20 protein-coding genes, 1 tRNA gene and 1 pseudogene are annotated in these 20,891 nt (G+C 64.0%); 14 read left to right on the top strand and 8 right to left on the bottom strand.

What is annotated here, in order from left to right; all coding sequences use genetic code 11:
• Positions 1-2 precede the first annotated feature (2 nt).
• Positions 3-3,308 carry a carbamoyl-phosphate synthase large subunit gene (gene carB / locus KBZ14_RS10515; protein WP_255118284.1) on the bottom strand — a complete coding sequence of 1,102 codons (3,306 nt, stop codon included), beginning with the start codon at positions 3,306-3,308 and terminating at the stop codon, positions 3-5.
• Between the two features lie 126 nt (positions 3,309-3,434).
• Here carB and KBZ14_RS10510 point away from each other — a divergent pair, with 126 nt between their 5' ends.
• From KBZ14_RS10510 to KBZ14_RS10495, 4 genes are read left to right on the top strand one after another with little or no spacing between them, the layout of a single operon-like run.
• Positions 3,435-4,070, top strand: coding sequence for a DUF3318 domain-containing protein (locus KBZ14_RS10510; RefSeq protein WP_255118283.1), 636 nt, complete (start codon positions 3,435-3,437; stop codon positions 4,068-4,070).
• Positions 4,063-4,440: a ribosome silencing factor gene (gene rsfS, locus KBZ14_RS10505; protein WP_255118282.1), complete on the top strand. Its 378-nt coding sequence runs from the start codon at positions 4,063-4,065 to the stop codon at positions 4,438-4,440. Before KBZ14_RS10510 ends, rsfS begins: the two co-directional genes overlap by 8 nt.
• Positions 4,441-4,453: 13 nt before the next feature.
• Positions 4,454-4,981 (top strand): CGLD27 family protein, encoded by a 528-nt coding sequence (locus KBZ14_RS10500; RefSeq protein ID WP_255118281.1) that lies wholly within the window; start codon positions 4,454-4,456, stop codon positions 4,979-4,981.
• 40 nt (positions 4,982-5,021) lie between these two features.
• Complete coding sequence (locus KBZ14_RS10495) at positions 5,022-6,002, top strand: asparaginase (protein WP_255118280.1); 981 nt, start codon at positions 5,022-5,024, stop codon at positions 6,000-6,002.
• Here the strand turns inward: KBZ14_RS10495 and KBZ14_RS10490 are convergent.
• Positions 5,999-6,652: a transaldolase family protein gene (locus tag KBZ14_RS10490; RefSeq protein ID WP_255118279.1), complete on the bottom strand. Its 654-nt coding sequence runs from the start codon at positions 6,650-6,652 to the stop codon at positions 5,999-6,001. The two genes, KBZ14_RS10495 and KBZ14_RS10490, sit on opposite strands and share 4 nt — an antisense overlap.
• A 15-nt stretch (positions 6,653-6,667) precedes the next feature.
• The gene (locus KBZ14_RS10485) at positions 6,668-7,729 is read right to left on the bottom strand and encodes a DUF475 domain-containing protein (protein WP_255118278.1); all 1,062 of its coding nucleotides are present in this window, start codon (positions 7,727-7,729) and stop codon (positions 6,668-6,670) included.
• 88 nt (positions 7,730-7,817) lie between these two features.
• On the opposite strand from KBZ14_RS10485, the gene KBZ14_RS10480 reads away from it, so the two are divergent.
• A tRNA-Met gene (locus tag KBZ14_RS10480) sits at positions 7,818-7,894 on the top strand.
• A gap of 105 nt (positions 7,895-7,999) precedes the next feature.
• Here the strand turns inward: KBZ14_RS10480 and KBZ14_RS10475 are convergent.
• Positions 8,000-8,257 (bottom strand): hypothetical protein, encoded by a 258-nt coding sequence (locus KBZ14_RS10475; protein WP_255118277.1) that lies wholly within the window; start codon positions 8,255-8,257, stop codon positions 8,000-8,002.
• A 142-nt stretch (positions 8,258-8,399) separates the two neighbouring features.
• On the opposite strand from KBZ14_RS10475, the gene KBZ14_RS10470 reads away from it, so the two are divergent.
• Positions 8,400-8,720: an ArsR/SmtB family transcription factor gene (locus KBZ14_RS10470; RefSeq protein ID WP_255118276.1), complete on the top strand. Its 321-nt coding sequence runs from the start codon at positions 8,400-8,402 to the stop codon at positions 8,718-8,720.
• A 109-nt stretch (positions 8,721-8,829) separates the two neighbouring features.
• Positions 8,830-10,452, top strand: a complete 1,623-nt coding sequence (locus KBZ14_RS10465) for a GMC oxidoreductase (RefSeq protein ID WP_255118275.1) — start codon at positions 8,830-8,832, stop codon at positions 10,450-10,452.
• A gap of 142 nt (positions 10,453-10,594) precedes the next feature.
• Here KBZ14_RS10465 and KBZ14_RS10460 read toward each other — a convergent pair whose 3' ends face one another.
• Positions 10,595-10,786, bottom strand: a complete 192-nt coding sequence (locus KBZ14_RS10460) for a DUF2811 domain-containing protein (protein ID WP_255118274.1) — start codon at positions 10,784-10,786, stop codon at positions 10,595-10,597.
• 437 nt (positions 10,787-11,223) lie between these two features.
• Complete coding sequence (locus tag KBZ14_RS10455; RefSeq protein WP_255118273.1) at positions 11,224-12,354, bottom strand: sirohydrochlorin chelatase; 1,131 nt, start codon at positions 12,352-12,354, stop codon at positions 11,224-11,226.
• A 288-nt stretch (positions 12,355-12,642) separates the two neighbouring features.
• On the opposite strand from KBZ14_RS10455, the gene KBZ14_RS10450 reads away from it, so the two are divergent.
• Positions 12,643-13,026, top strand: coding sequence for a YidH family protein (locus KBZ14_RS10450; protein WP_255118272.1), 384 nt, complete (start codon positions 12,643-12,645; stop codon positions 13,024-13,026).
• Positions 13,023-13,904 (top strand): bile acid:sodium symporter family protein, encoded by an 882-nt coding sequence (locus tag KBZ14_RS10445; RefSeq protein ID WP_255118271.1) that lies wholly within the window; start codon positions 13,023-13,025, stop codon positions 13,902-13,904. Before KBZ14_RS10450 ends, KBZ14_RS10445 begins: the two co-directional genes overlap by 4 nt.
• On the opposite strand, the gene KBZ14_RS10440 is transcribed toward KBZ14_RS10445, so the two are convergent.
• Positions 13,817-14,590 carry a helix-turn-helix domain-containing protein gene (locus KBZ14_RS10440; protein WP_255118270.1) on the bottom strand — a complete coding sequence of 258 codons (774 nt, stop codon included), beginning with the start codon at positions 14,588-14,590 and terminating at the stop codon, positions 13,817-13,819. The two genes, KBZ14_RS10445 and KBZ14_RS10440, sit on opposite strands and share 88 nt — an antisense overlap.
• Positions 14,591-14,932: 342 nt before the next feature.
• Here KBZ14_RS10440 and KBZ14_RS10435 point away from each other — a divergent pair, with 342 nt between their 5' ends.
• The 5 genes and pseudogenes from KBZ14_RS10435 (at position 14,933) to KBZ14_RS10410 (ending at position 19,661) form a co-directional block, all read left to right on the top strand.
• Positions 14,933-16,444, top strand: a complete 1,512-nt coding sequence (locus tag KBZ14_RS10435) for an arylsulfatase (RefSeq protein WP_255118269.1) — start codon at positions 14,933-14,935, stop codon at positions 16,442-16,444.
• Between the two features lie 67 nt (positions 16,445-16,511).
• Positions 16,512-16,814 (top strand): formylglycine-generating enzyme family protein, encoded by a 303-nt coding sequence (locus KBZ14_RS10430; RefSeq protein ID WP_315856142.1) that lies wholly within the window; start codon positions 16,512-16,514, stop codon positions 16,812-16,814.
• A 24-nt stretch (positions 16,815-16,838) separates the two neighbouring features.
• Positions 16,839-17,977, top strand: a pseudogene (locus tag KBZ14_RS15940) (ISAs1 family transposase).
• Between the two features lie 20 nt (positions 17,978-17,997).
• Positions 17,998-18,750: a formylglycine-generating enzyme family protein gene (locus KBZ14_RS10415; protein WP_255118265.1), complete on the top strand. Its 753-nt coding sequence runs from the start codon at positions 17,998-18,000 to the stop codon at positions 18,748-18,750.
• Positions 18,747-19,661, top strand: coding sequence for an AraC family transcriptional regulator (locus KBZ14_RS10410; RefSeq protein ID WP_255118264.1), 915 nt, complete (start codon positions 18,747-18,749; stop codon positions 19,659-19,661). The genes KBZ14_RS10415 and KBZ14_RS10410 overlap by 4 nt, the downstream gene beginning before the upstream one ends.
• Before the next feature lie 8 nt (positions 19,662-19,669).
• On the opposite strand, the gene KBZ14_RS10405 is transcribed toward KBZ14_RS10410, so the two are convergent.
• The gene (locus KBZ14_RS10405; RefSeq protein WP_255118263.1) at positions 19,670-20,566 is read right to left on the bottom strand and encodes a hypothetical protein; all 897 of its coding nucleotides are present in this window, start codon (positions 20,564-20,566) and stop codon (positions 19,670-19,672) included.
• Positions 20,567-20,891: the final 325 nt, after the last annotated feature.

Here is a 20,891-nt window from a genome sequence, read left to right as displayed (position 1 = left end):
CCCTACCGAGCAGCCGTGGGGTGGATGTCCTGCAGGGCCGTCACGGCCATGGGTTCACCCTGGAGGGCGGTGATGGCCTCCACCGCGGCACGGGCACCGGCGAGAGTGGTCACGGCAGGTACCGCATAGTCGATAGCGGCACGGCGCAGGTACTTGTCGTCGTGGGCGGCCTGCCGGCCCACCGGCGTATTGATCACCAGCTGGATGCTGCCGGAGCGAATGGCGTCCTCGATGTTGGGGCGCCCCTCGTGCACCTTGAGGATCGAGTCCACCGTGAGGCCCGCCGCCCGCAGCGCCACGGCTGTGCCCTCAGTGGCGATCAGCTGGAAGCCCAGCTCCGCCAGGCGCCGGGCCACGGGCACCAGGGCCGCCTTGTCGCGGTCGTGGGTGGAGAGGAACACCACCCCACTGGTGGGCAGGGCCTCGCCAGCCCCCAGTTCCGCCTTGGCGTAGGCCAGGCCGAAGCTCTGGGCCGTGCCCATCACCTCACCGGTGCTGCGCATCTCCGGACCCAGCAGCGAGTCCGCACCGGGGAAGCGCTTGAAGGGCAACACCGCCTCCTTCACCGCCTGCAGTGGCGGCACCGGCTCGGCCGTGAGGCCGATCTGCTCGAGGGTCTTGCCGGCCATGATCTGGCTGGCCACCTTGGCCAGGGGCACGCCGGTGGCCTTGGCCACGAACGGAACGGTGCGGGAGGCACGGGGGTTGGCCTCGATGATGAACACCTCGCCGTCCTTGACGGCGAACTGGAGGTTGATCAGGCCGTTCACCTTCAGGGCCAGGGCTAGGGCTTCGCTCCACTGCTTAATGGTGGCCAGGGCCTGCTGATCGAGGCTCACCGCCGGCAGGGCACAGGCGGAGTCGCCGGAGTGGATGCCGGCCGGCTCGATGTGCTCCATCAGGCCAGCGATCACCACCCGACCGGTGGCATCACAGAGGGCATCCACATCCACTTCGGTGGCGTTCTCCAAGTACTGGTCGATCAGCACCGGGTGATCCGGCTCCACGTTCACCGCTTCCACCATGTAGCGGTTGAGCTCCTGCTCATCGAACACCACCTCCATGGCGCGGCCGCCGAGCACATAGCTGGGACGCACCACCACGGGATAGCCCACAGCCGCGGCCACCGCTCTGGCTTCGGCATCGGTTCTGGCCAGGCCATTGCGGGGCTGGCGGATCTCCAGCCGGCGCAGGATCGCCTCGAACTGCTCGCGGTCCTCCGCCATATCGATCGACTCGGGCGAGGTGCCCCACAACCGGGTGCCGGTGGCCCGGCCCTCGCTCGACTCCAGCCAGCGCAGCAACGGGATGGCGAGCTTGAGCGGGGTCTGGCCGCCGAACTGCACAATCACCCCCTCGGGCTTCTCGGCCTCAATCACGTTGAGCACGTCCTCGAGGGTGAGGGGCTCGAAATAGAGGCGATCGCTGGTGTCGTAATCGGTCGACACCGTTTCGGGATTGCTGTTCACCATCACCGTGGCGTAGCCCTCCGCCTGCAGGGCGAAGGAGGCGTGCACGCAGCAGTAGTCAAACTCGATGCCCTGGCCGATGCGGTTGGGGCCGCCCCCCAGGATCATCACCTTGCGGCGGGTTTCCGGCTGCACCTCGCTCTCGGGGCTGAGCAACTCGAGGCTGCCATCGGCGTGGAGCCGCTCCAGCGGCCGCTCGTAGGTGGCGTAGTGATACGGGGTGGTGGAGGCGAATTCAGCCGCGCAGGTGTCCACGGTCTTGAACACGGCGTTCACCCCTAGGCCCTGGCGGTAGCGGCGCACATCCAGCTCCTTGGTGCCCGTGGCCCAGGCGATCTGGCGGTCGGAGAAACCGAGTTGCTTGAGCTCCAGCAGGGCCGGTGCCGTGAGCTGATTGAGGGAATGGCCCTGCAGCAACCGTTGCTCGGCCTCGATGATTCGGCGCAGCTTGGCCAGGAACCAGGGATCGATGGCACTCAGCCGATGAATAGCGGCATCGCTATAGCCGGCTACCATCGCGGTGCGAACCGCAAAGATGCGGTCGGGCGCAGGGGTGCGGAGTTCCCGATCCAGCTCGACCCGCTCAGGAGTGGCGTCCGGGCGATCACAGCCCCAGCCGGCATGGCCGGTTTCCAGGGAGCGCAAGGCCTTCTGGAACGACTCCTCAAAACTGCGGCCGATGGCCATCGCCTCACCCACGGACTTCATGGCCGTGGTGAGCACCGCCGGGCTGCCGCGGAACTTCTCGAAAGCGAAGCGCGGAATCTTCGTGACCACGTAATCAATCGTGGGCTCGAAGCAGGCCGGGGTTTTGCCGGTGATGTCGTTGAGGATTTCGTCGAGGGTGTAGCCCACCGCCAGGCGGGCGGCGATCTTGGCAATCGGGAAACCGGTGGCCTTGGAGGCCAGCGCTGAACTGCGGCTCACCCGCGGGTTCATCTCGATCACCACCACATCGCCATTGGCGGGGTTGATGGCGAACTGGATGTTGCTGCCGCCGGTGTCCACACCGATCTCGCGGATGATAGCGATCGATTGATCGCGCAGCCGCTGGTATTCCCGGTCGGTGAGGGTCTGGGCCGGGGCCACGGTGATCGAGTCACCGGTGTGCACCCCCATGGGATCGAGGTTCTCGATCGAGCACACAATCACCACGTTGTCGGCGGTGTCGCGCATCACCTCGAGCTCGAATTCCTTCCAGCCCAGCAGCGACTTCTCAATCAGGATCTGATTGGCGGGGCTGGCATCGAGCCCGCTGAGGCAGATGGCCCGGAATTCCTCGGGGTTGTAGGCGATGCCCCCACCGCTGCCCCCCAGAGTGAAGGCCGGGCGAATGATGCGCGGGTAGCCGCCGATCTGCTCACCCACCGCCTCGGCCTCTTCCAGAGTGGTGGCGATGCCCGAGGGGCACACGGCCACGCCGATGCGCTCCATGGCCTGCTTGAACAGGTCACGGTCTTCCGCCTTTTCGATCGCCTGCAGGTTGGCGCCGATCAGCTCCACGCCGAACTGCTCGAGGGTGCCGTCTCTGGCCAGGGCCACCGCCAGGTTGAGGGCGGTCTGGCCGCCCATGGTGGGCAGCAGGGCATCGGGCCGCTCCTGCTCAATCACCCGCCGCACCACCTCGGGAGTGAGGGGCTCGATGTAGGTGCGATCCGCCATGTCCGGATCGGTCATGATCGAAGCGGGGTTGCTGTTCACCAGCACCACTTCAAAACCCTCGGCCCGCAGCGCCTTGCAGGCCTGGGTGCCGGAGTAGTCGAATTCACAGGCCTGGCCGATCACGATCGGACCCGAACCCAGCAGCAGGATGCGACGCAGATCCGTGCGACGGGGCATGGGCAGAGGGGCGGCGGCCAAACCTGGCTAGCCTCTCACGCAGCAGTGCTTCACGCAGTCCAACGCTGGCGTGGCCTGGCTTCAAGCCATGGCTAGGGTGAGCACCGATACACCGGTGACGACTTCATGAGCGAACTCCAGCGCCTGAAGGGGCTGCTGCCTCCCGAGATGCAGAGCTGGGTGTTTGTGGAAGCCGCCGCCTCCGCGGATCCCCCCTTGATCACGATCGAGGAGATCGGCCGCGATGAGGTGGAAATCCAGCTGGATCTGCAGAAGTGGGATCTGCTGGCCCTGGATCACCGCAACCTGCTGTTCTGGCATGAGGTGGGTCGGGTGCAGAACGATGCAGTCCCCCGCGACGGCTGGGAGATGGCGGCCCTGGCCATCGGCCTGGGCGGCGCCATCGGCGAGCTCTGGGTGCAGGACGGGCTGCTGCTGGTGATGGCCCTGGGCCTCTCGGGCTTTGCCGGCTACCGCCTCTACCTCAAGAACAACTCGGAGAAGCGGCTGCAGGACGCCATCGCCGCCGATGAACGGGCCATCGATCTGGCCTGCCGCTTCGGCTACACCCTGCCCAACGCTTACAAGAGCCTCGGTGGCGCCCTCAAGGAGCTGGTGGAGCAGAGCCGCAAAAAGAAAAAGCGCGGCTTCTACGAAGACCGGCTGGAGGCGCTGCGCAAGAGTGCCGGTAAGGCCCGGGCTGAGATGGCTCAGCAGCAGGGCTCCCGTCAATCCGTGAGCAGCGAGAACGTCTATGGCTGAGGCCGACACCAGGGCTCTGGCACTTCTGGCTGCTGAAGCCTGTGACGACCGCAAGGCCGTTGACATCCTGCTGATCCGGGTGGAGGAGGTGTCCTCCCTGGCGGACTGGTTCGTGATCGCCACGGGCCTCTCCGATGTGCAGGTGCGGGCCATTGCCCGCTCCGTGGAGGACAAGATCGAGGAGAGCACCGGCCGGTTGCCCCTGCGCCGTGAAGGGCAGACCGAGGGCCGTTGGGTGCTGCTCGATTACGGCGAAGTGATCGTGCATGCCCTCACCCCCGATGAGCGCCGCTACTACGACCTGGAATCCTTCTGGGGCCACGGCGAGAAGGAGGCCTACCTAGGCTCCGAAAACGCTGCGCCGGCCTGAGGCCGGGCCCTCCATGCCCGCGCCGGAGCCCACCCCGGACCTACCCATCGCCGAGACCCAGGCCTGCCCGGTGCCACCTGAGCAGCGGCCCCTGGAGCAGTACCGCGAACTGCAGCAGTCGTGGTTTTTCACCTGGCCCCACGCCAGCTTCCAAGGGTTGGCCGTGCCCCTGGTGCGCAGCTGGCTGATCGTGTTGCCGCTCACGATGCTGGTGGCCAGTGGCAGCGTGCCCCTACGCCACAACCTGCCCCGCCTGGTGGTGGCCGGCGCCGTGGCGGGCCTGGTGGTGCCCCTGCTGATGCTGCTGCGGCAGTGGCTGGGTTGGACCAACCTGCAACAACGCCTGATGGCCACAGCGGTGGACTACGAGGAATCAGGCTGGTACGACGGCCAGGTGTGGGAAAAACCCCTGGCCTGGCGCGAGCAGGATCTGCTAGTGGCCACCCACGAGGTGAAGCCCGTGCTCGAGCGGCTGCAGCAGGCCATGGCCATCACCGCGGCACTGATGCTCGTGGGGACGAGCCTCTGTCAGGCTCTTTGAGCCAACCGGCTTCGGCCTGGGCCGAGCCCTCAGCCCCGCAATGACCTTCTCGAGCAGCTTCGGTTCCGCAGCCCGTCCCGGCATGCCACCGCTGGAGGTGCGGCTCACCCGTAACGGCATCGCTGAATCCCTGCATCGGGTGCACGCTGTGGTGTGCGACCAGCGTGGCCGGGTGCTGATGCGAGCCGGCGATCCCCAGCAGCTGAGCTTCATCCGCTCGGCGCTCAAACCCTTCCAGGCCCAGGTGTTTGTGGCCAGCGGTGCCGCTGATCAAGCCGGCAGCGACGACCGGGCTCTGGCCATCGCCTGCGCCTCCCATGCCGGGGAAGCCAGTCAGGCCCGTGAGGCCTTCAAGATCCTCTGGAAGGCGGACCTGGACACCGAACAGCTGCAATGCCCCACCCCCAGGGGTAAGGAAAGCCCCCTGGAGCACAACTGCTCCGGCAAGCATGCCGCCTTCTTGGCCACCTGCCGGCGCATGCACTGGCCCCTGGAGAGCTACCTGCAGACCGACCATCCCCTGCAACAGCAAGTGCTCAAGCGCGTCGGGGAATTGCTGGGCATGCCAGGCGCTGAACTGGTAACCGCCCGCGACGACTGTGGCGCCCCCACCCTGCAGCTACAGCTCTCCCAGATGGCCCTGCTGTTTGCCCACCTGGGGGCCTCCGAGCAGGCCGAACTGGAACGGCTCAGCCGGGCCATGCTGGCCCACCCCGAGCTGGTGGCTGGCAGTGGCCGCTTCGACACCGAAGTGATGCGCTCGAGCCATGGCCAGGTACTCAGCAAGGGCGGCGCCGAAGGCATCCAGTGCCTCAGCCGCTTGGGGGAAGGTCTTGGCCTCGCCATCAAGGTGGAGGACGGTGCCAGCCGTGCCAAACACGCCGTGGCCCTGCACCTGATGAAGCAGCTGGAGTGGCTCACCCCCCTCACCCTCGAGGAACTGAGCCAGGCCTTCCTTCAGCCCAATGAGGGGGTGAGGCTCGAGGTGAACGGCGAGCTGCGCTTCGATAACGGCCGTTAGAGAGCGCTGGCATCACGCTCGAACTGGGCGGCGGCCGCCTCTGTGGCCCCACAGCTGAACAGCGCCTCAGCAATCGGCGGACTGATGGTGAAGGTGTTGAGGCCTTCGGCCGCCAGCCTGGCCAGGTCGTCGGGCTGGCGCAGGCTGGCCACCAACAACCGCAGGGGAGAAGCCAGCCCATCCACACAGCGCTGCATGCGGATCAGCTCCGTGTGGCCATCGCGGCCCAGGTCGCTGATGCGGCCAAGGTAGGGGGCCAGATAATCGGCCCCCAGGGCCACCGCCAGTAACACCTGGGCCGGCTCGTAGCAGGCCGTGAAGGTGATGGACACCCCGGCGGCCATCAACAGCCTGGCCGCCTCGGCCCCCGAGCGGGTGATCGGCAGTTTCACCCAGATGCGCCCAGGGGCGATCGCCGCCAGCGCTGCGCCACAACCGGCCAGATCATCCCCCCAGGCCTGGAGGTGCAGCTCCCGGGCCCCCAGCTCCAGAGCTCGCAGACTGAGCTCCTGCAGGCTGGCGAGATCGCAGGGCTGCCCGGCTCTCCGCAACAGGGTGGGGTTGGTGGTGACGCCATGGAAGAGCCCGCTGGGCAGCCACTGCTCCCAGGCCTCGGGATCAGCCGTATCGAGAAACAGTCGCAAGGCCATGGGGTGTGAGGGGCGTCAGTGGGACGAGGGCAGGGTCTGATGGCGCCGGCTGTGGCGCAGCGAATCGCCGAGGGCCAACACCAGCAGCACCACACCGATCAGGCCGCTCAGCCACTCGGGCACGTGCCAGCCCCAGCGGCCGATCACCACACCGGCGAGCATCAGCAACCCGAGGGCCCCAATGGCGTAGTGAGCGCCGTGCTCGAGATAGATGAGCTGGTCGAGCGCCTTCTCCCGGCTGAGCATCACCGTGAGCGAGCGGATGAACAGGGCTCCCAGGCCCAAACCGCTCATGATCAGGCCTAGGTCGCTGGTGATGGCGAAGGCACCGATGGTGCCGTCGAGACTGAAGGAGGCATCGAGCAGCTCCAGATACACCAGACTGGCCAGGCCGCCGCTGGCGGCCATTCGGCCCACCGCTTCCTCCTCACCGCCGAAGACGTCCGCCAGTGACGTGCTGAGAATCTGCAGCACCAGGCCGATCAAACCAGCGAACAGCACGTCGCTGCGTAAGGGACCCGGCAACACCGTGGCCACCAGCATCAGGATCACCAGGGCCACAGCCACCTCCAGGGACGGCACCCTGCCCGCCTGGCTGAGGCGCTTCTCGAGCACCTGGACCCAGTGCAAGGTTTTGGCCTCATCAAAGAAATAACGCAGGAACACCATCAGCAGAAACATGCCCCCGAAGGCCAGAATCCGCGGCTCCGCCAGCTCAAGCAGCTCGTGGTAATGCTCCGGATGATGCAGGGCCGCATCCAGGGCTTCGCCGATGCCGATGCCACCGGCCAGGCTCACCAGCACCAGAGGGCCGAGGAAGCGCACCCCGAACACCGGGATCACCAGGCCCCAGGTGAGGAAGAAGTTCTGCTGGCCGGGGGTGAGCTTCTCCAGCACGCGGGCGTTCACCACGGCGTTATCGAAGGAGAGGCTGATCTCCAGGGCCAGCAGCACCAGGGTGACCCACACGGCCTGCAGCCCAGCGGGGCTAAACCCACCCTTGGCCACAAAGATCACGGCCAGGCCCATGACGCAGCAGATGAACGGAAACCGCACGTAGCGGAGGTAGCGATTCATGCGAAGCGGCCCTGCCGCGGGTCGACGTCTCTCCATCCTGCCCTTCATTGCCTGGGGGGGACGCCGTGTTGTATGGTTCAGGGGTCGACGCGGGGTAGAGCAGTCTGGTAGCTCGTCGGGCTCATAACCCGAAGGTCAGGAGTTCAAATCTCCTCCCCGCCACCAACTCCAACGACGCCCCACGAGGGCATGAACAAAAGCTCCTCAGTCCAACTGAGGAGCTTTTTTGTTGGCGATTCCCGCCTGGAGCAAACCCCAAGCGTCACCCCCTCAAAGCACGTCCACTTCCAGCTTCACCACGTCGAAGGGGCCACGGCCTTCGGCGTTGAGCTCTAGGGCTGCCCGCAGGGCCGCTTCGTGGGTGTGGAACCAATGGGCCTGGTGCGAGGTTTCCACATCCACCAGCTGAACACCATCGGCAGCAATGGCGAGAAAGCCCTGGGTCTTGAGCCGTTGCAGCACGTAGCGCTCCGGCTGCGTGCAATCCATGGGATGGACTGGATCGGTATCAGGGGCCCAGAAGTGCATGGGGGGCCTGAAGGCATGGGCCCAGGATAGGGCGTGAAATTTTCACAGCAAGGGCGCAAACCGCCCCCAGACCTGCCCCGCAACTGGGCACGCTACAATGAGTCTATCGCCATAAAGGACTACGATGGACGCCGCCGGGTCCATGCCCAGTCCCCAGCTGCTTGAGGAGTACAGCCAATTTTTCCGCCTGCTGAGTGAGCCGGCACGGCTACAGCTGCTCTGCCAACTCAGGCAGGGGCCGATGGATGTGGCTTCGCTGATCGAGGCCACCGGGTTCTCCCAGTCCCACATCAGCCGCCAGCTGGGCCAGCTGCAGCGGGCTGGCCTGGTGCGGTGCCAACGCGATGGCGTACGCACCATCTGGAGCACCGATGGCGACCTGGTGGCCGACCTCTGCTCACTGGTGCAACAGCGCCTCAAGCAACGGCTGCAGGATCAGCTCAAGCAACTGCAGAGCGCCTGAGCAGCGCGATCCCGCCACCCAGGCCGCCAGCAGGACTGGGCTCTGAAAAGATGGGCCCCATGGTGCCAATCCCTGCCACGCCCCTGGCCACACCGGTGGCGTTCTTCTAATGGTGCAAGCCATCGTGGTGGGGTCCGGCGCCACGGGCGGAGTGGCCGCGATGGCCCTGGCCCAGGCCGGCCTCGAGGTGCTGGTGCTGGAGGCGGGTCCGGAACTCACGGCCGATCGGGCCTTCGGCAACGAACCGCAGAACACCCTGCGGCGGCTGGCCAATCTCAGCAGCGGCAAACAGCGGCTGGCCGCCAATCACCCCGGCTACTGGAAAGCCAACCCTGAGCTCTTTGTTGACGAGCGCCGCAACCCCTATTCCACCCCGGCTGAGCGGCCTTTTCTGTGGACCCGGGGGCGCCAGGTGGGCGGCAAGAGCCTCACGTGGGGGGGCATCACCCTGCGGCTGTCGGATTACGAGTTCAAGGCGGCAGAGCGCGATGGCCACGGCCGTAGCTGGCCCATCCAGCATCGCGATCTGGCCCCCTGGTACCAGCGCCTGGAAGCCCTGCTGCAAGTGCATGGCCACTGCGACGGCCTGGCCCAGTTACCCGATGGCCACTACAAGCCCCCCCTGCCGTTCACACCGGCGGAAGCCCACCTGCAGGCCGCCGTGCAGCGCCAGCTGGGGCTGCCGCTGATCCATTCCCGCGGCTTCGCCCTGCGCCGCGCCTCCGACGGCCCCTGGCCCCGTTCCTGCTCCCAGGGAGGCGCCCTGGCCATCGCCCTGGCCACGGGCCGGGTGCGGGTGCAGAGCCAAGCGGTGGTAAGCCATGTCTGCGTGGATCAGCGCAACGGCCGAGCCAATGGGGTGGCCTACGTCGACGCAGCGACGGGCCAATGGCACGAACAATCCGCCCAGCTGGTGGTGCTCTGCGCCTCCACCATCGAGAGCGTGCGGATCCTGCTGCACTCCCAGCAACAGGGGCAGCTGGAGGACGTGAGCGGCCACCTGGGCCACTACCTGATGGACCACATCTCCACCAGTCGTTTCTTTGCCCTGCCAGATCAGCCAGCACCAGGCGACACCGAACTCTCCGGCGCCGGCAGCGTGTTCATCCCCAACACGGTGAACCTCGGCGACTCGAGCGCGTGCGATTTCCTGCGGGGCTATGGCCTCTGGAGCGGCATCCAGCGCTTTGACCCACCTCAAGCCCTGAAGCGGGACCGCTCAGCCGCGGTGGGCTTCCTGATCGGCCACGGGGAGGTGCTGGCCGAGCGGCACAACCGCATCAGCCTCGACCCCAACAGAGTGGATGCCTGGGGCCTGCCCATCGCCCACATCGACTGCCGCTGGGGGGAGAACGAAGCCCGAATGGTGGCCCACATGCAGGCTCGCATGGAGGCCGTGGTGGCCAGCGGCGGTGGCCGCATCGCCCCGCTGGCCGACCTGTTCGTGATGCCCCTGGTGGAGCCCCTAGTGCAGGGCAGCCTGGCCCTGGCCCCTGATGCACCGCCACCCGGGTACTACATCCATGAGCTGGGTGGGGCGCCGATGGCCGCCCATGAGGAGGCCGGTGTGCTGAACCCCTGGAACCAACTCTGGCGGACCCCCAACCTGCTGGTGACCGATGGCAGCTGCTGGCCCAGTGCCGGCTGGCAAAGCCCCACCCTCACGGAAATGGCGGTGACCTGGCGGGCCTGCGACCACGCCGCCAGCAAGTTCAAGGGCGGTCTGTTGTGAATCGCGAACGCTGAATCGTGGATCTGGTGTCATCCACCACAGTTCGATCCTGGCAGCTCTCGCACACTCACCTGGCGACCTCTAACAGGTCGGGCAAGGGAGAAACCACAGGCGGGAGCGCGGCACTCCCGCTTTTTTGTGTTCACTCACCGGGATGCATGAAGAGACCGTTGAGATAGTGCTGGGACACGCAACGATCCGTGCAACCGTTCTGGAAGAGGAAACTGGCCAGGGCCGAGGTGATCACCCGGTATTGGTCCCATTCTGGGCGGCCCTCCAGGAAGGCCCGCATGCCCTCGAACAGGGCTTCTGGCACCTCGGCCTCCAGACTCACCCGGGGGCAACAACCGGGACAGCCTCCTGCTGCTGGGTGCTCTCCCTCGCCATGTCTCCGTCCAAGCGTGCTGCCCCGTGGTCTGCAGCCAGAAAGCCACGGCGAAGGCCTGTGCGTCAAAGGGGTCGCCCGGACCCGGAACCATCCGGCTCATGCTTGAGACTGCTGGTGGCCCAGGGGTTTTCGGCGGCATCCTCCGAGGGGGACGGAGCCCGGCTAGCAGCAGCGTGGGGTCTGTCAAGTGCGTTGTGGACGACATGCCGCAATCCCCAAGCCCACAACAGACGGAGCGTTTCGAGCCATCGGCTGGGGAAAACAGCAGACAGACCTGGGGGACATGCCCCACCACTGGGGAAAGCAGGACGCGATAAGCAGGCCCTATCAGCCGGTGGTCTCATGGGACGCGGCTGACATCGAGACGGATGAGGCGAGCGAAGTCACCCCTTGTCTTCGGATTTCAACGTCGGCTTGTGAAGGGTGCGCGGCCCAAGGGGATGGTTCGCGTGGGGATAAGGGGCATGGCCGTGATCGTGGCTATGACTGTGGTCATGGCTGTGATCGTGATCGTGGCTGTGATGGTGGCCCAGGGGAATCGAGATGCCATCGGGCTGACAAGCACCGGTGCACTCGTGCTCACAGAGGGTGCAGCCCTCGATCAAGCCCTCCACATGGTGGTGGTGGCTCTGCTGAGGGGCCCCCACTTCTGTCTCAAACCCCAACACCTGGGCGCGGTACTTGCAGAGGGAGCAATTCATCAGCGCCTCGCCACGCACCACCTCCTCCACCCGCTCCCGGAAGGTGGCGATCACAAGCGGGTGATCACCGAGATAAGAGGCATCCACGAAGTCCACCTCGGGATGGTCGGCTGCCACCAGGGCCGTGTGCTGGCGGATGCGACTCACCAGCACCCCTGAGAAGAGGAAATAGGGGAACACCACAATCCGCTTGAAGCCCAGCCGCACCACATGGCGCAGGCCCGGTTCCACCAGAGGGAAAGTGACCCCGGAGTACACGGTTTCGCCCCAGCCAAAACCGAAGCCCTCCACCAACATGCGCGTCACCTTCGACACGTTGGAGTTGGCATCCGGATCGGAGGAGCCCCTCCCCACCACCACCAGCAGGGTGTCGCTGAGGGGAACGGCACCTCTGGCCGCCGCGGTGTCCAGCGCTTCTTGGATGCGGGCACCAGCGGCCTGGATCATCTGCAGATCCACGCCGAGCTCGCGGCCGTAATCAATGCGCAGGCCGGTCTCAGCCGCATAGGTATTGAGAACGGAGGGGATGTCGTTCTTGGCATGGCCCGCCGCGAACAGCATCCCGGGCACCGCCAGCACCCGTTTCACCCCCTGCGCCCGCAGCTTGTCGAGCCCGTCGCGCAGGATCGGCCGAGCGAACTCCAGATAGCCATACTCCACCGGCACGTGGGGCAGCAACAGCCGCAGGCCCTCCGCCAGCTGGGCGAATTCGGCCACGGCCTGGCGATTCCGGCTGCCATGGCCGCAGATCATCACGCCGATCGGGCCACCCTCCGCGGTCTGAATGTCCAGTTGCGCTGCGGCGATTGTCATGGGGAAGCCTGCCTGGCACGACCCTATCGCCCGCCCAACGAGCCCTCAATCCATCCGCGCCCCAGCGCGACACAGCGGGCCAACAGCGCTGGAGGTGCCGAATCCGTGCAGTTCCACCGAATCACGCTGACGCCATTGACAAGGGGTCCTTACCTTGCGGTGGCCCGCTGCGGTACTGGCGATGGTGGTTGTGGCTGTGATCCGCACCATCTTCAACGTAGTCCTGGCCAGGGAACTGGAAGGGGAGATGCGGTTTGAACCAGACCAGCAACACAACGGAGCACAGCCATGAACCTCACCGACAACCTCGCCCGCCAGCGCAACCGGGATGGGGCCGAGCGCACCTTGATGGCCTGGATCCGCACCTGCCTCTCGCTGATCAGCTTCGGCTTCGGGCTCGACAAGATCGTGGCGGCCATCAACAGCCGCAATCCAGGCCAGATCGGCAACCCAGGTTGGAGTGTGCAACTGGTGGCCCTCGCCTTCATCGTCACCGGCGTGGTGGCCATGGCGGCAGCCACCCGACAACACAGCCGCAATCTCCAACGCCTGCTGCGGGATGACGTCACCGATCAGGAGGAGCCATCCATCGCTTCAACGACGGCCGTGATGATCACCCTGATCGGCCTGGCGGCTCTGCTTCTTCTCGTTCTTGGAGGCATGGGGCGATGACGGCAACACCTGCCTTGCTGGTGAGCACCACCCTGTTCACGATCATGCTGGCCCTGGGCATCAGCCTGCGACCGGAAGCGCTGCAGCAGTGGACAGGCCGGCCAGGGCTGTTGATCCGGGTGTTGATCGGCTCCTGTCTGCTGGTGCCCCTGGTGGCGCTGCTGCTGCTGCAAACACCCTGGAGCTATGCCCTCACGGAACAAGCGCGCTACGCCGTGGCCCTGATGGCCCTCTGTCCGAGCGCTCCGCTCACCCTGCGCAAAGCGGGGAAATGTGGGGGCGACCGCCAGCTCGCGGGACTGCTGCAGGTGGGTGCCGCCCTGGGGGCCATCGTGTCGGTGCCGCTGATGGCAGCCGGCTTCCGCACCATCTTCGGGATCGAGGGCTGGAACATCGAGCCCGGGGATGTAGCCCTTCAGGTGGCAAGGGTGCAGGTGTTGCCCCTGGCGATTGGCGTGTTGCTGCGCCAAGTTGCGCCATCGCTGGCGAATCGCCTCGAAAGCCCGCTCGACAAGCTGGCCAACATCCTGCTGCTGCTCTTGATCGTGGTGGTGCTGATCAAGGCTGGGCCCATCCTGCTGCCCTTCCTGGTCAGGAACCTGGCGGCCTTGGCCCTGATGGTGGTGATGGTGGTGGCCGCCCTGGCCATCGGCTACGCCCTAGCCGGCAACACCAGTCAAGAGCGCACCACCTCCTCCCTGGTGACCTCGATGCGCAATCCGGGGCTGGCCCTGCTGCTGGCCAGTACCCACGGCAGCCACCTGAGTGGCGTGAAGGTCGGAATCTTGGCCTACCTGCTGATCACCGTAGTGGTGTCAATTCCCTTCCTCAGGGGGCGCGACAACAGGGTGATGCTGGGGAGCTCACCGAACAGCTGACGGTAATCACGGGCGAAATGACCCGCATTAGAGAAGCCGAAGTTGCCCGCCACCCCGGTGACGCTCACCTGATCGGGTGCGGCCTCCAGCAACTGGCGGCGTACGGCATGCAGGCGCTGCAGCTTGAGATAGGCCATCGGGCCCATGCCCAGATGCTCACGGAATCCCTGAATCACACTGCGGCGGCTGGCATAGATCTGCCGACAGAGGTCGTCGAGGGTGATGGGCTCGGTGGGATGGTCTGCCATCCAGCGCTGCACCCGCTTCACCATGTCGATCCGGGCCGGGGTGCGCGCTGCTGGCCGCACACCCTGTCCCAGAGATTGACTCAACCCACTCATCAGCAGGGGAACAACGTCCTTCAAGGCCAAGCTCTGCCAAGTGGGCACCTGCAACAAGTCGGGCTGGTGTGTCGCCACACGGAAGAGGTGGAGCAAGAAGCGGCGCAGGCCCTCAAACAACTGGGGGTCTAGGGACAACCAGTTGGTGGCAGGAACCTGCTCATCAAGGTGCCCGAACCCCAGGTCCAGCGCCCACTGCTGAAACAGCTCGCGCTTCATGGAGAGCAGGCCCAGCTCAGAGCTGTCCGGCAAAACGAGATGGGCCTCACCCGCGGGACGGGTGCCAAAGACCGAAGCGGTGGATAACAGTTGGCCGTGGCTGCGAATCGCGGAGGATATGGCCATAGGGGCCAGGTTCAGAGCGAACACCTGATGACCGGGTGGCTTGGCGCCAGCGACGTGGAGGGTCCGGTTGTATCGGAGGCGCACCAGCTGCAAGGGGCCGAGCACAACGGGAGTGAGGTCGGCCTGAAGGGGACCACCGACAAGCTGGGTCAAGGAATAGTCCAAACCCAGGGAGCCCGCCCCTTGAGCAAGTTGCTCCACACAGGGGAAGGAAAGCAGCAAAAACGGTAGGAATGCACTTTTTGAGCGGCTCCATCCTCCCAGCCTGCCCACAATCCGATAGCAAGGGTTGCGGAAGTGCCACAGAGCTCCGTCAACCCCCTTTCTCGGTGGTCTCTCCCAATGCCGAACGGAAAACCGAACATCCTGATCCTCTGGGGCGATGACATCGGCCAGAGCAATCTGAGCTGCTACAGCCATGGGCTGATGGGATATCAGACCCCCAACATCGACCGGGTGGCCAAAGAAGGCGCGACGTTCATCCACTACTACGCCGAGCAGAGCTGCACCGCCGGCCGTGCCGCCTTCATCACCGGCCAGAGCGTCTACCGCACCGGCCTTTCCAAGGTGGGGCTGCCCGGCGCAGAGCAGGGCTTCAAGGCCGAAGATCCCACCATTGCCGAGCTGCTCAAGCCCCAGGGCTACCGCACGGGCCAGTTCGGCAAGAACCACTTCGGCGACCGCGACGAACACCTACCAACGGTGCACGGGTTCGACGAGTTCTTCGGCAACCTCTACCACCTCAACGCCGAGGAGGAGCCCGAGCTGCGCGACTATCCCAAGGAGGATGACCCCGAGTTCCCCAACTTCCGCAAGCGTTTCGCTCCCCGCGGTGTGCTGCACTGCTGGGCCAATGGCGATGGCACCCAGCGGATCGAGACCACCGGCCCACTCACCCGCAAGCGGATGGAAACGGCCGATGATGAGTTTCTTGTGGAGGCCAAGCGCTTCATCAACGATGCAGTGGCCTCCGGTGAACCCTTTTTCGTGTGGTTCAACACCACCCACATGCACTTCCGCACCTACGCCCGGCCCCAGGACATCGGCCGGAGCGGGCGCTGGCAGTCGGAATACCACGACGTGATGATCTATCACGACGAGTGTATCGGTGAGATGCTCAACCTGCTGGATGAGCTAGGCGTCACCGACGACACGATCGTGATGTACGGCACCGACAACGGGCCCCACATGAACAGCTGGCCCGATGCCGGCATGACCCCCTTCCGCAGCGAGAAGAACACCAACTGGGAGGGTGCTTTCCGCGTGCCTGCCCTCGTGCGCTGGCCCGGCAAGATCCCAGCCGGCGGCCATCTCACGGGCATCTGCAGCCACCTCGACTGGCTGCCCACCCTGCTTGCCGCCGCGGGTGAGCCGGACATCAAGGAAAAGCTCAAATCGGGCTATCAGGTCGGGGACAAGACCTTCCACATCCATCTGGATGGGTACAACATGCTCGATTACTGGACCGGCCAGACCGACAAGAGCCCGCGCCGGGAGTTCTTCTACTTCTCCGACGACGGTGATCTGGTGGGCCTGCGCTACGACAACTGGAAGTTCGTGTTCAAGGAACAGCGGGAGCAGGGCACCTGTCAGATCTGGGCCGAGCCCTTTGTGGAACTGCGCGTGCCCAAGATCTTCAACCTGCTCACCGATCCCTATGAGCGCGCCGACGTGACTTCCAACACCTACTGGGACTGGATGTTTGATCACGTGTTCATGCTTGTGCCGGCACAGACCTTCGTGGGGGACTTCCTCAAGACCTTTGCGGAGTTCCCGCCACGGCAGAAGGCCGCCAGCTTCTCGCTGGAGCGGGTTATGGAGAAACTGGAACAGGCCACCAGCGGCGGCGCCTGAAACACACCGAACGAGTCCATCCCATGCAACGGGCCCGGGGAACACCGGGCCTTTCATCCATTGGCCCATGGCTGCCGCTTCATCCATCACCCCATCCGGCAGAAGCGAGCGTGCTCCCGGCCGCCCGCCGGCCCGGGACATGTGCTGGATCCCTGGGGGTGCGTTTGTGATGGGATCCGATCAGCACTACCCCGAAGAAGCTCCGGCGCATCAGGCCGAGGTGCAGGGCTTCTGGATGGATAGGGCTCCCGTGACCAATGCCCAGTTCCTCAAATTCGTGAAGGCCACCGGCCATCGAACACTGGCTGAACGCAGGGCTGATTCAAAGTGTGTCACAGGCTGCCTTGCCTGGGTTGCGAGCATGGGCTGAGGTCGGTGGGATTGATTCCTTTCAGTGCTCCAAAGCGTTTCTGCCGTAACCGATCTCGATCTGATCAGCTACCTCAAGGCGATCCCGGATGCTCGGATGCGGCGGGGTGTCCGTATCCCGGCTTGGTACCTTCTGCTGGTAGCTGTGCTCGGCATCCTGAGCAAGTGCGAGAGCTTGCGCGACTTGGAGCGTTTTGCCCGGCGCCATCACGCTGTGCTGACTGAGGCCCTTGGCCTTGAGCTCAAACGCCCCCCCTCAGATTCAGCCTTCCGCTACTTCTTCCTGCAGGTGGACGTCGCCGCCGTCTGCACCGCCATCCGGGATTGGACGATCGCTCAGATCCCAGGTGGAGCAAGCGAACTTGATCAGCTGATCTGTGATGGCAAGACCCTCCGGGGCTCCATTGAGTCAACCAGCGGCGGCGGTTCTGCGTTCATCGCCCAGGTGACGCTGTACTCCGCAGCCTTGGGAGTAGCGATCGCTCAGGCCTGCTACGCCACAGGTGACAACCACGAGCGTGCGGTGCTCCAAAAGTTGCTTGGGGAGCTGAATCTCGAGGGCGTTCTCATCCAGGCGGATGCGCTCCATACGCAGCAAGCGTTTTTCGACAACTCAAGGAGCAGGGGTCCGACTTCCTACTGACCGTGAAAGCAAACCAGCGGAGCCTCTACCGGCAAATCACCGATCAGTTTGTTGGAAGGCGCAAGATCCCTTTCATGGCAACGGATCACGAGGTCAGCCATGGGCGTGACATCACTTGGACTCTGAGGGCGAAAGAAGCGCCAGAGCACATCGAGGTCAACTGGCATGGCGACAGCTGGATCGCGGAAGTCATCGCGACCGGAACCCGCGACAGCAAGCCGTTCAAGGCCACCCACCGATTCATCACGAGCCTGCGCACCACCCCAGAAGCATTGCTGCGTTTGGTGCGAGAGCGCTGGAGCCTGGAGAGCTGGCACTGGATCCGGGACACTCAGCTCCGGGAAGACGCACACCGCTACGGCGGGAACGGCGCCGGTGTCATGGCCACGCTGCGCACCGCAGCCATGAACCTGTTGCGCTTGGCCGGATTCGGCTCAATCCGAGAGGGCCTACAGGCGGTGATGCATGACATCACGGCATTGCTGGCGATGGCGCGACGGCAACCAGAGTTAAAGCCATGACCAGACTTTGAATCAGCCCTGTGGCTGAACGTGGTGCAGATCCGGCCGTCTATCCCGGAGCATTGCAGGAGCAACTGGCTCCGGCCTCAATCGTGTTTGTGCCCCCCGTAGCCGTGAACAACCAGGCAGATCCCTACAGCTGGTGGCAGTACATCGCAGGGGCCAACTGGCGGCATCCCGAGGGACCCGGCAGCTCGATCAAAAACCGTGAGCACCATCCCGTGGTGCATGTGGCTTTTGAGGACGCTGAGGCCTATGCCCAGTGGCTGGGCAAGCAACTGCCCTACGAGCATGAATGGGAACGGGCAGCGCGGGGCGGCCTCAACAACACCGAATACGCCTGGGGGGAAGAGCTGCATCCCTGCGGTCGAATGATGGCCAACACCTTTCAAGGAGAGTTTCCACATCACAACACCCTCCAAGACGGATACGAACGGACCTCACCGATCGGGGTGTTTCCCGCCAACGGCTATGGCCTAGTGGACATGATCGGCAATGTGTGGGAATGGACGAGCGATTGGTACAACAACAACCACGCAGAACCCTCTAGCGGTGCTGGTTGCTACGATGGCGCCGAGACAGCCCGTGAGGCCAGCATCGCGCCAAACTCCCAGCACGGAAGCATGCCGCGAAAGGTGGTGAAAGGTGGGTCGTTTCTATGTGCACCGAGCTATTGCCGCCGCTACCGACCAGCCGCACGAATGGCTCAGGGCATCGACACCTCCACATGCCACATGGGATTCCGTTGCGTTGTACGAGTGGAGGCCCGATGACAAGCCTCTCCTATCAATCAAGCAGGTTAGGGATAGGTGGTGCTGATAGCAACCAGGCCTGGAAGATCAACGACATTCAGATCTCGAGGGGCTACCACGGCCGCAACCGAGAAACGGATCCGAATCCCAGCGTGCTGCTGCCGGTGGACACCCACCTCACCGTGCATCAAGGCAATGTGGAACAGATCCTTCGGGCCCCGCATGACCTGCTCTACCTGCCTGCGGGAGCCCATCGCAAGCGAATCGGATCGTTCCGCGGAATAGTGATCCGAATCGACCAGCAACGCCTGGGCCGAATTACCACAGAACTGTCCTCGTTCCGGCTCAGTGCAAGCCGTTGCAAGCAGCGACTAGGGTACATCAGAATCATTCAGCCGCGCCAAGATGCCGAGCGCGACTTGGTGCATGCCCTGCACCAGATCCTGGAGGTGGTGGAGCTCCCAGGGCTAGAGCAAAACAACCTACTAGCCATGATTGGTCTCGAACAACTGATCTACCGCAGTCTGGCCCTGGTCATCTGCGGTGACATGATCCACAAATGCCGCACACGGGCCACTGATCAACAAAGAACCAAAGCATCGATCATCGATGAACTGCTGGATTGGATTCGGGGCAACCTCGATCGCCCCATACATCTGAGCGATCTGGAGGAGCGCAGTGGCTATTCACAGCGCAGTCTGCGGAACGTGTTCAAGGATCGCTTCAACTGCGGCCCCACCCACTGGGTACGGACCCAACGGCTGGAAGCAGCCCGCAGGCGGCTACTGGATCCAGAACCAACAGACACCGTGTCGTCAGTAGCGATGGCCTATGGCTACCAACACCTCTCACAGTTCAGCCGCGATTTTCAAGGCACATATCGGATCAAGCCCTCCAGCCTATTGCGCGAAGGGCTAAGGAAGACCGGCTAGGGCAGAACTTAGAAGTAGAACTTCAGGCCAACCTCAACACCATCCTGATCACTGGTGTAGCCGGTAGAGCGAGACGCCCCATTGTCATAAGCGATGCCGGTATACCGCCAGGACACATTCAAATCAGTGCTGTTGCCAAGCGCATAACCAAAGCCAACCTGGGCGTTGCCAGAAAGATCCCGAGATCCCGCCATCCCGAAGCCACCGATGTCAGCCCTAACAAAGGCACGCAGTGTAGGGGTCAGGAACAGAGAAGCCTGGGTGCCAATCAAGAGCTGACTCCACGTATGATTGAGGCTGCCTTGGCTCTCAAAGCTGAGGCCGAGTGGGCCGTTACCGATGATCTCAGCATTGACACCAAGCTGCGCTTCAACAACCCGAAGACCCATATAGGGAATAATCCAATAGTGGCCAGCTTTGCCAATGGCCGACTCACGGGCACCAAAACGGTAGCGAATAGCCAGATCGTAAAGGCCGTTGATTGAGGTGACCTGAGCACTTCCCGTGAACAAACCACGCCGAGTTGTTCGAGACTGCTCAGCGCCAAGCTGGGTGTACGCCACATCAGCCAGAACACCCCAACGACCTTTCTCAGCGCTGGCTCTTGCCATAAAAACAGACTGGAGGATGTTGAGAAGGTCTCCAGGTGGCAAGTAAGTTGTGGTTTCGAAGCCCGAAACAGTAGTGGTGGCATCCACCCATGGCAAGTAGCCATAGGCCTCCACGGTGAAGGCCCAGTCATCTGGAGTGGGCTCAGGGGCATCTACCGAACGAATGTCTGAAACCTCCAACACAGAAGAATCAGGGGGGACCGGTTCTACCTCAAGCGCCAAGGCTGCGTTGCAGGGGAAGAGTGGAGCCAATAGGGCAAGGAGAGCAAAGTGCTTGAACTGAAGCGTCGGCACTGTGAGTGTGAAGGTACGAGGTGTGAAATGATTATGAGGATCGAAGCAACCTGGGTGGAGCTCGACGAGACAAAAGACTAATCAAGGATCCCCCCCATCCGGGAAACAGAGAATCAAAGGATGATCGGCTGCATCATGTGGCTGGTCGAAGTGACGCTCAAGAGAGCGAACAAAGACAACTCATCGAATCACAGGGAAAGCGGGCAATAAAACAGGGAACAGGTGTACAGACTCAGCCGGTTAAATCAGACTAGTGCAGGCAGGAGATGGAAAGAGAAAAGAGGCTCGCCATGCATTGGCGAGCCAGGGGATTAGTAAGGTCGGA

It is taken from the genome of Synechococcus sp. HJ21-Hayes, assembly GCF_024345835.1.
Lineage (GTDB): Bacteria > Cyanobacteriota > Cyanobacteriia > PCC-6307 > Cyanobiaceae > Vulcanococcus.
This window is presented reverse-complemented; position numbering and strand designations above follow the sequence as displayed.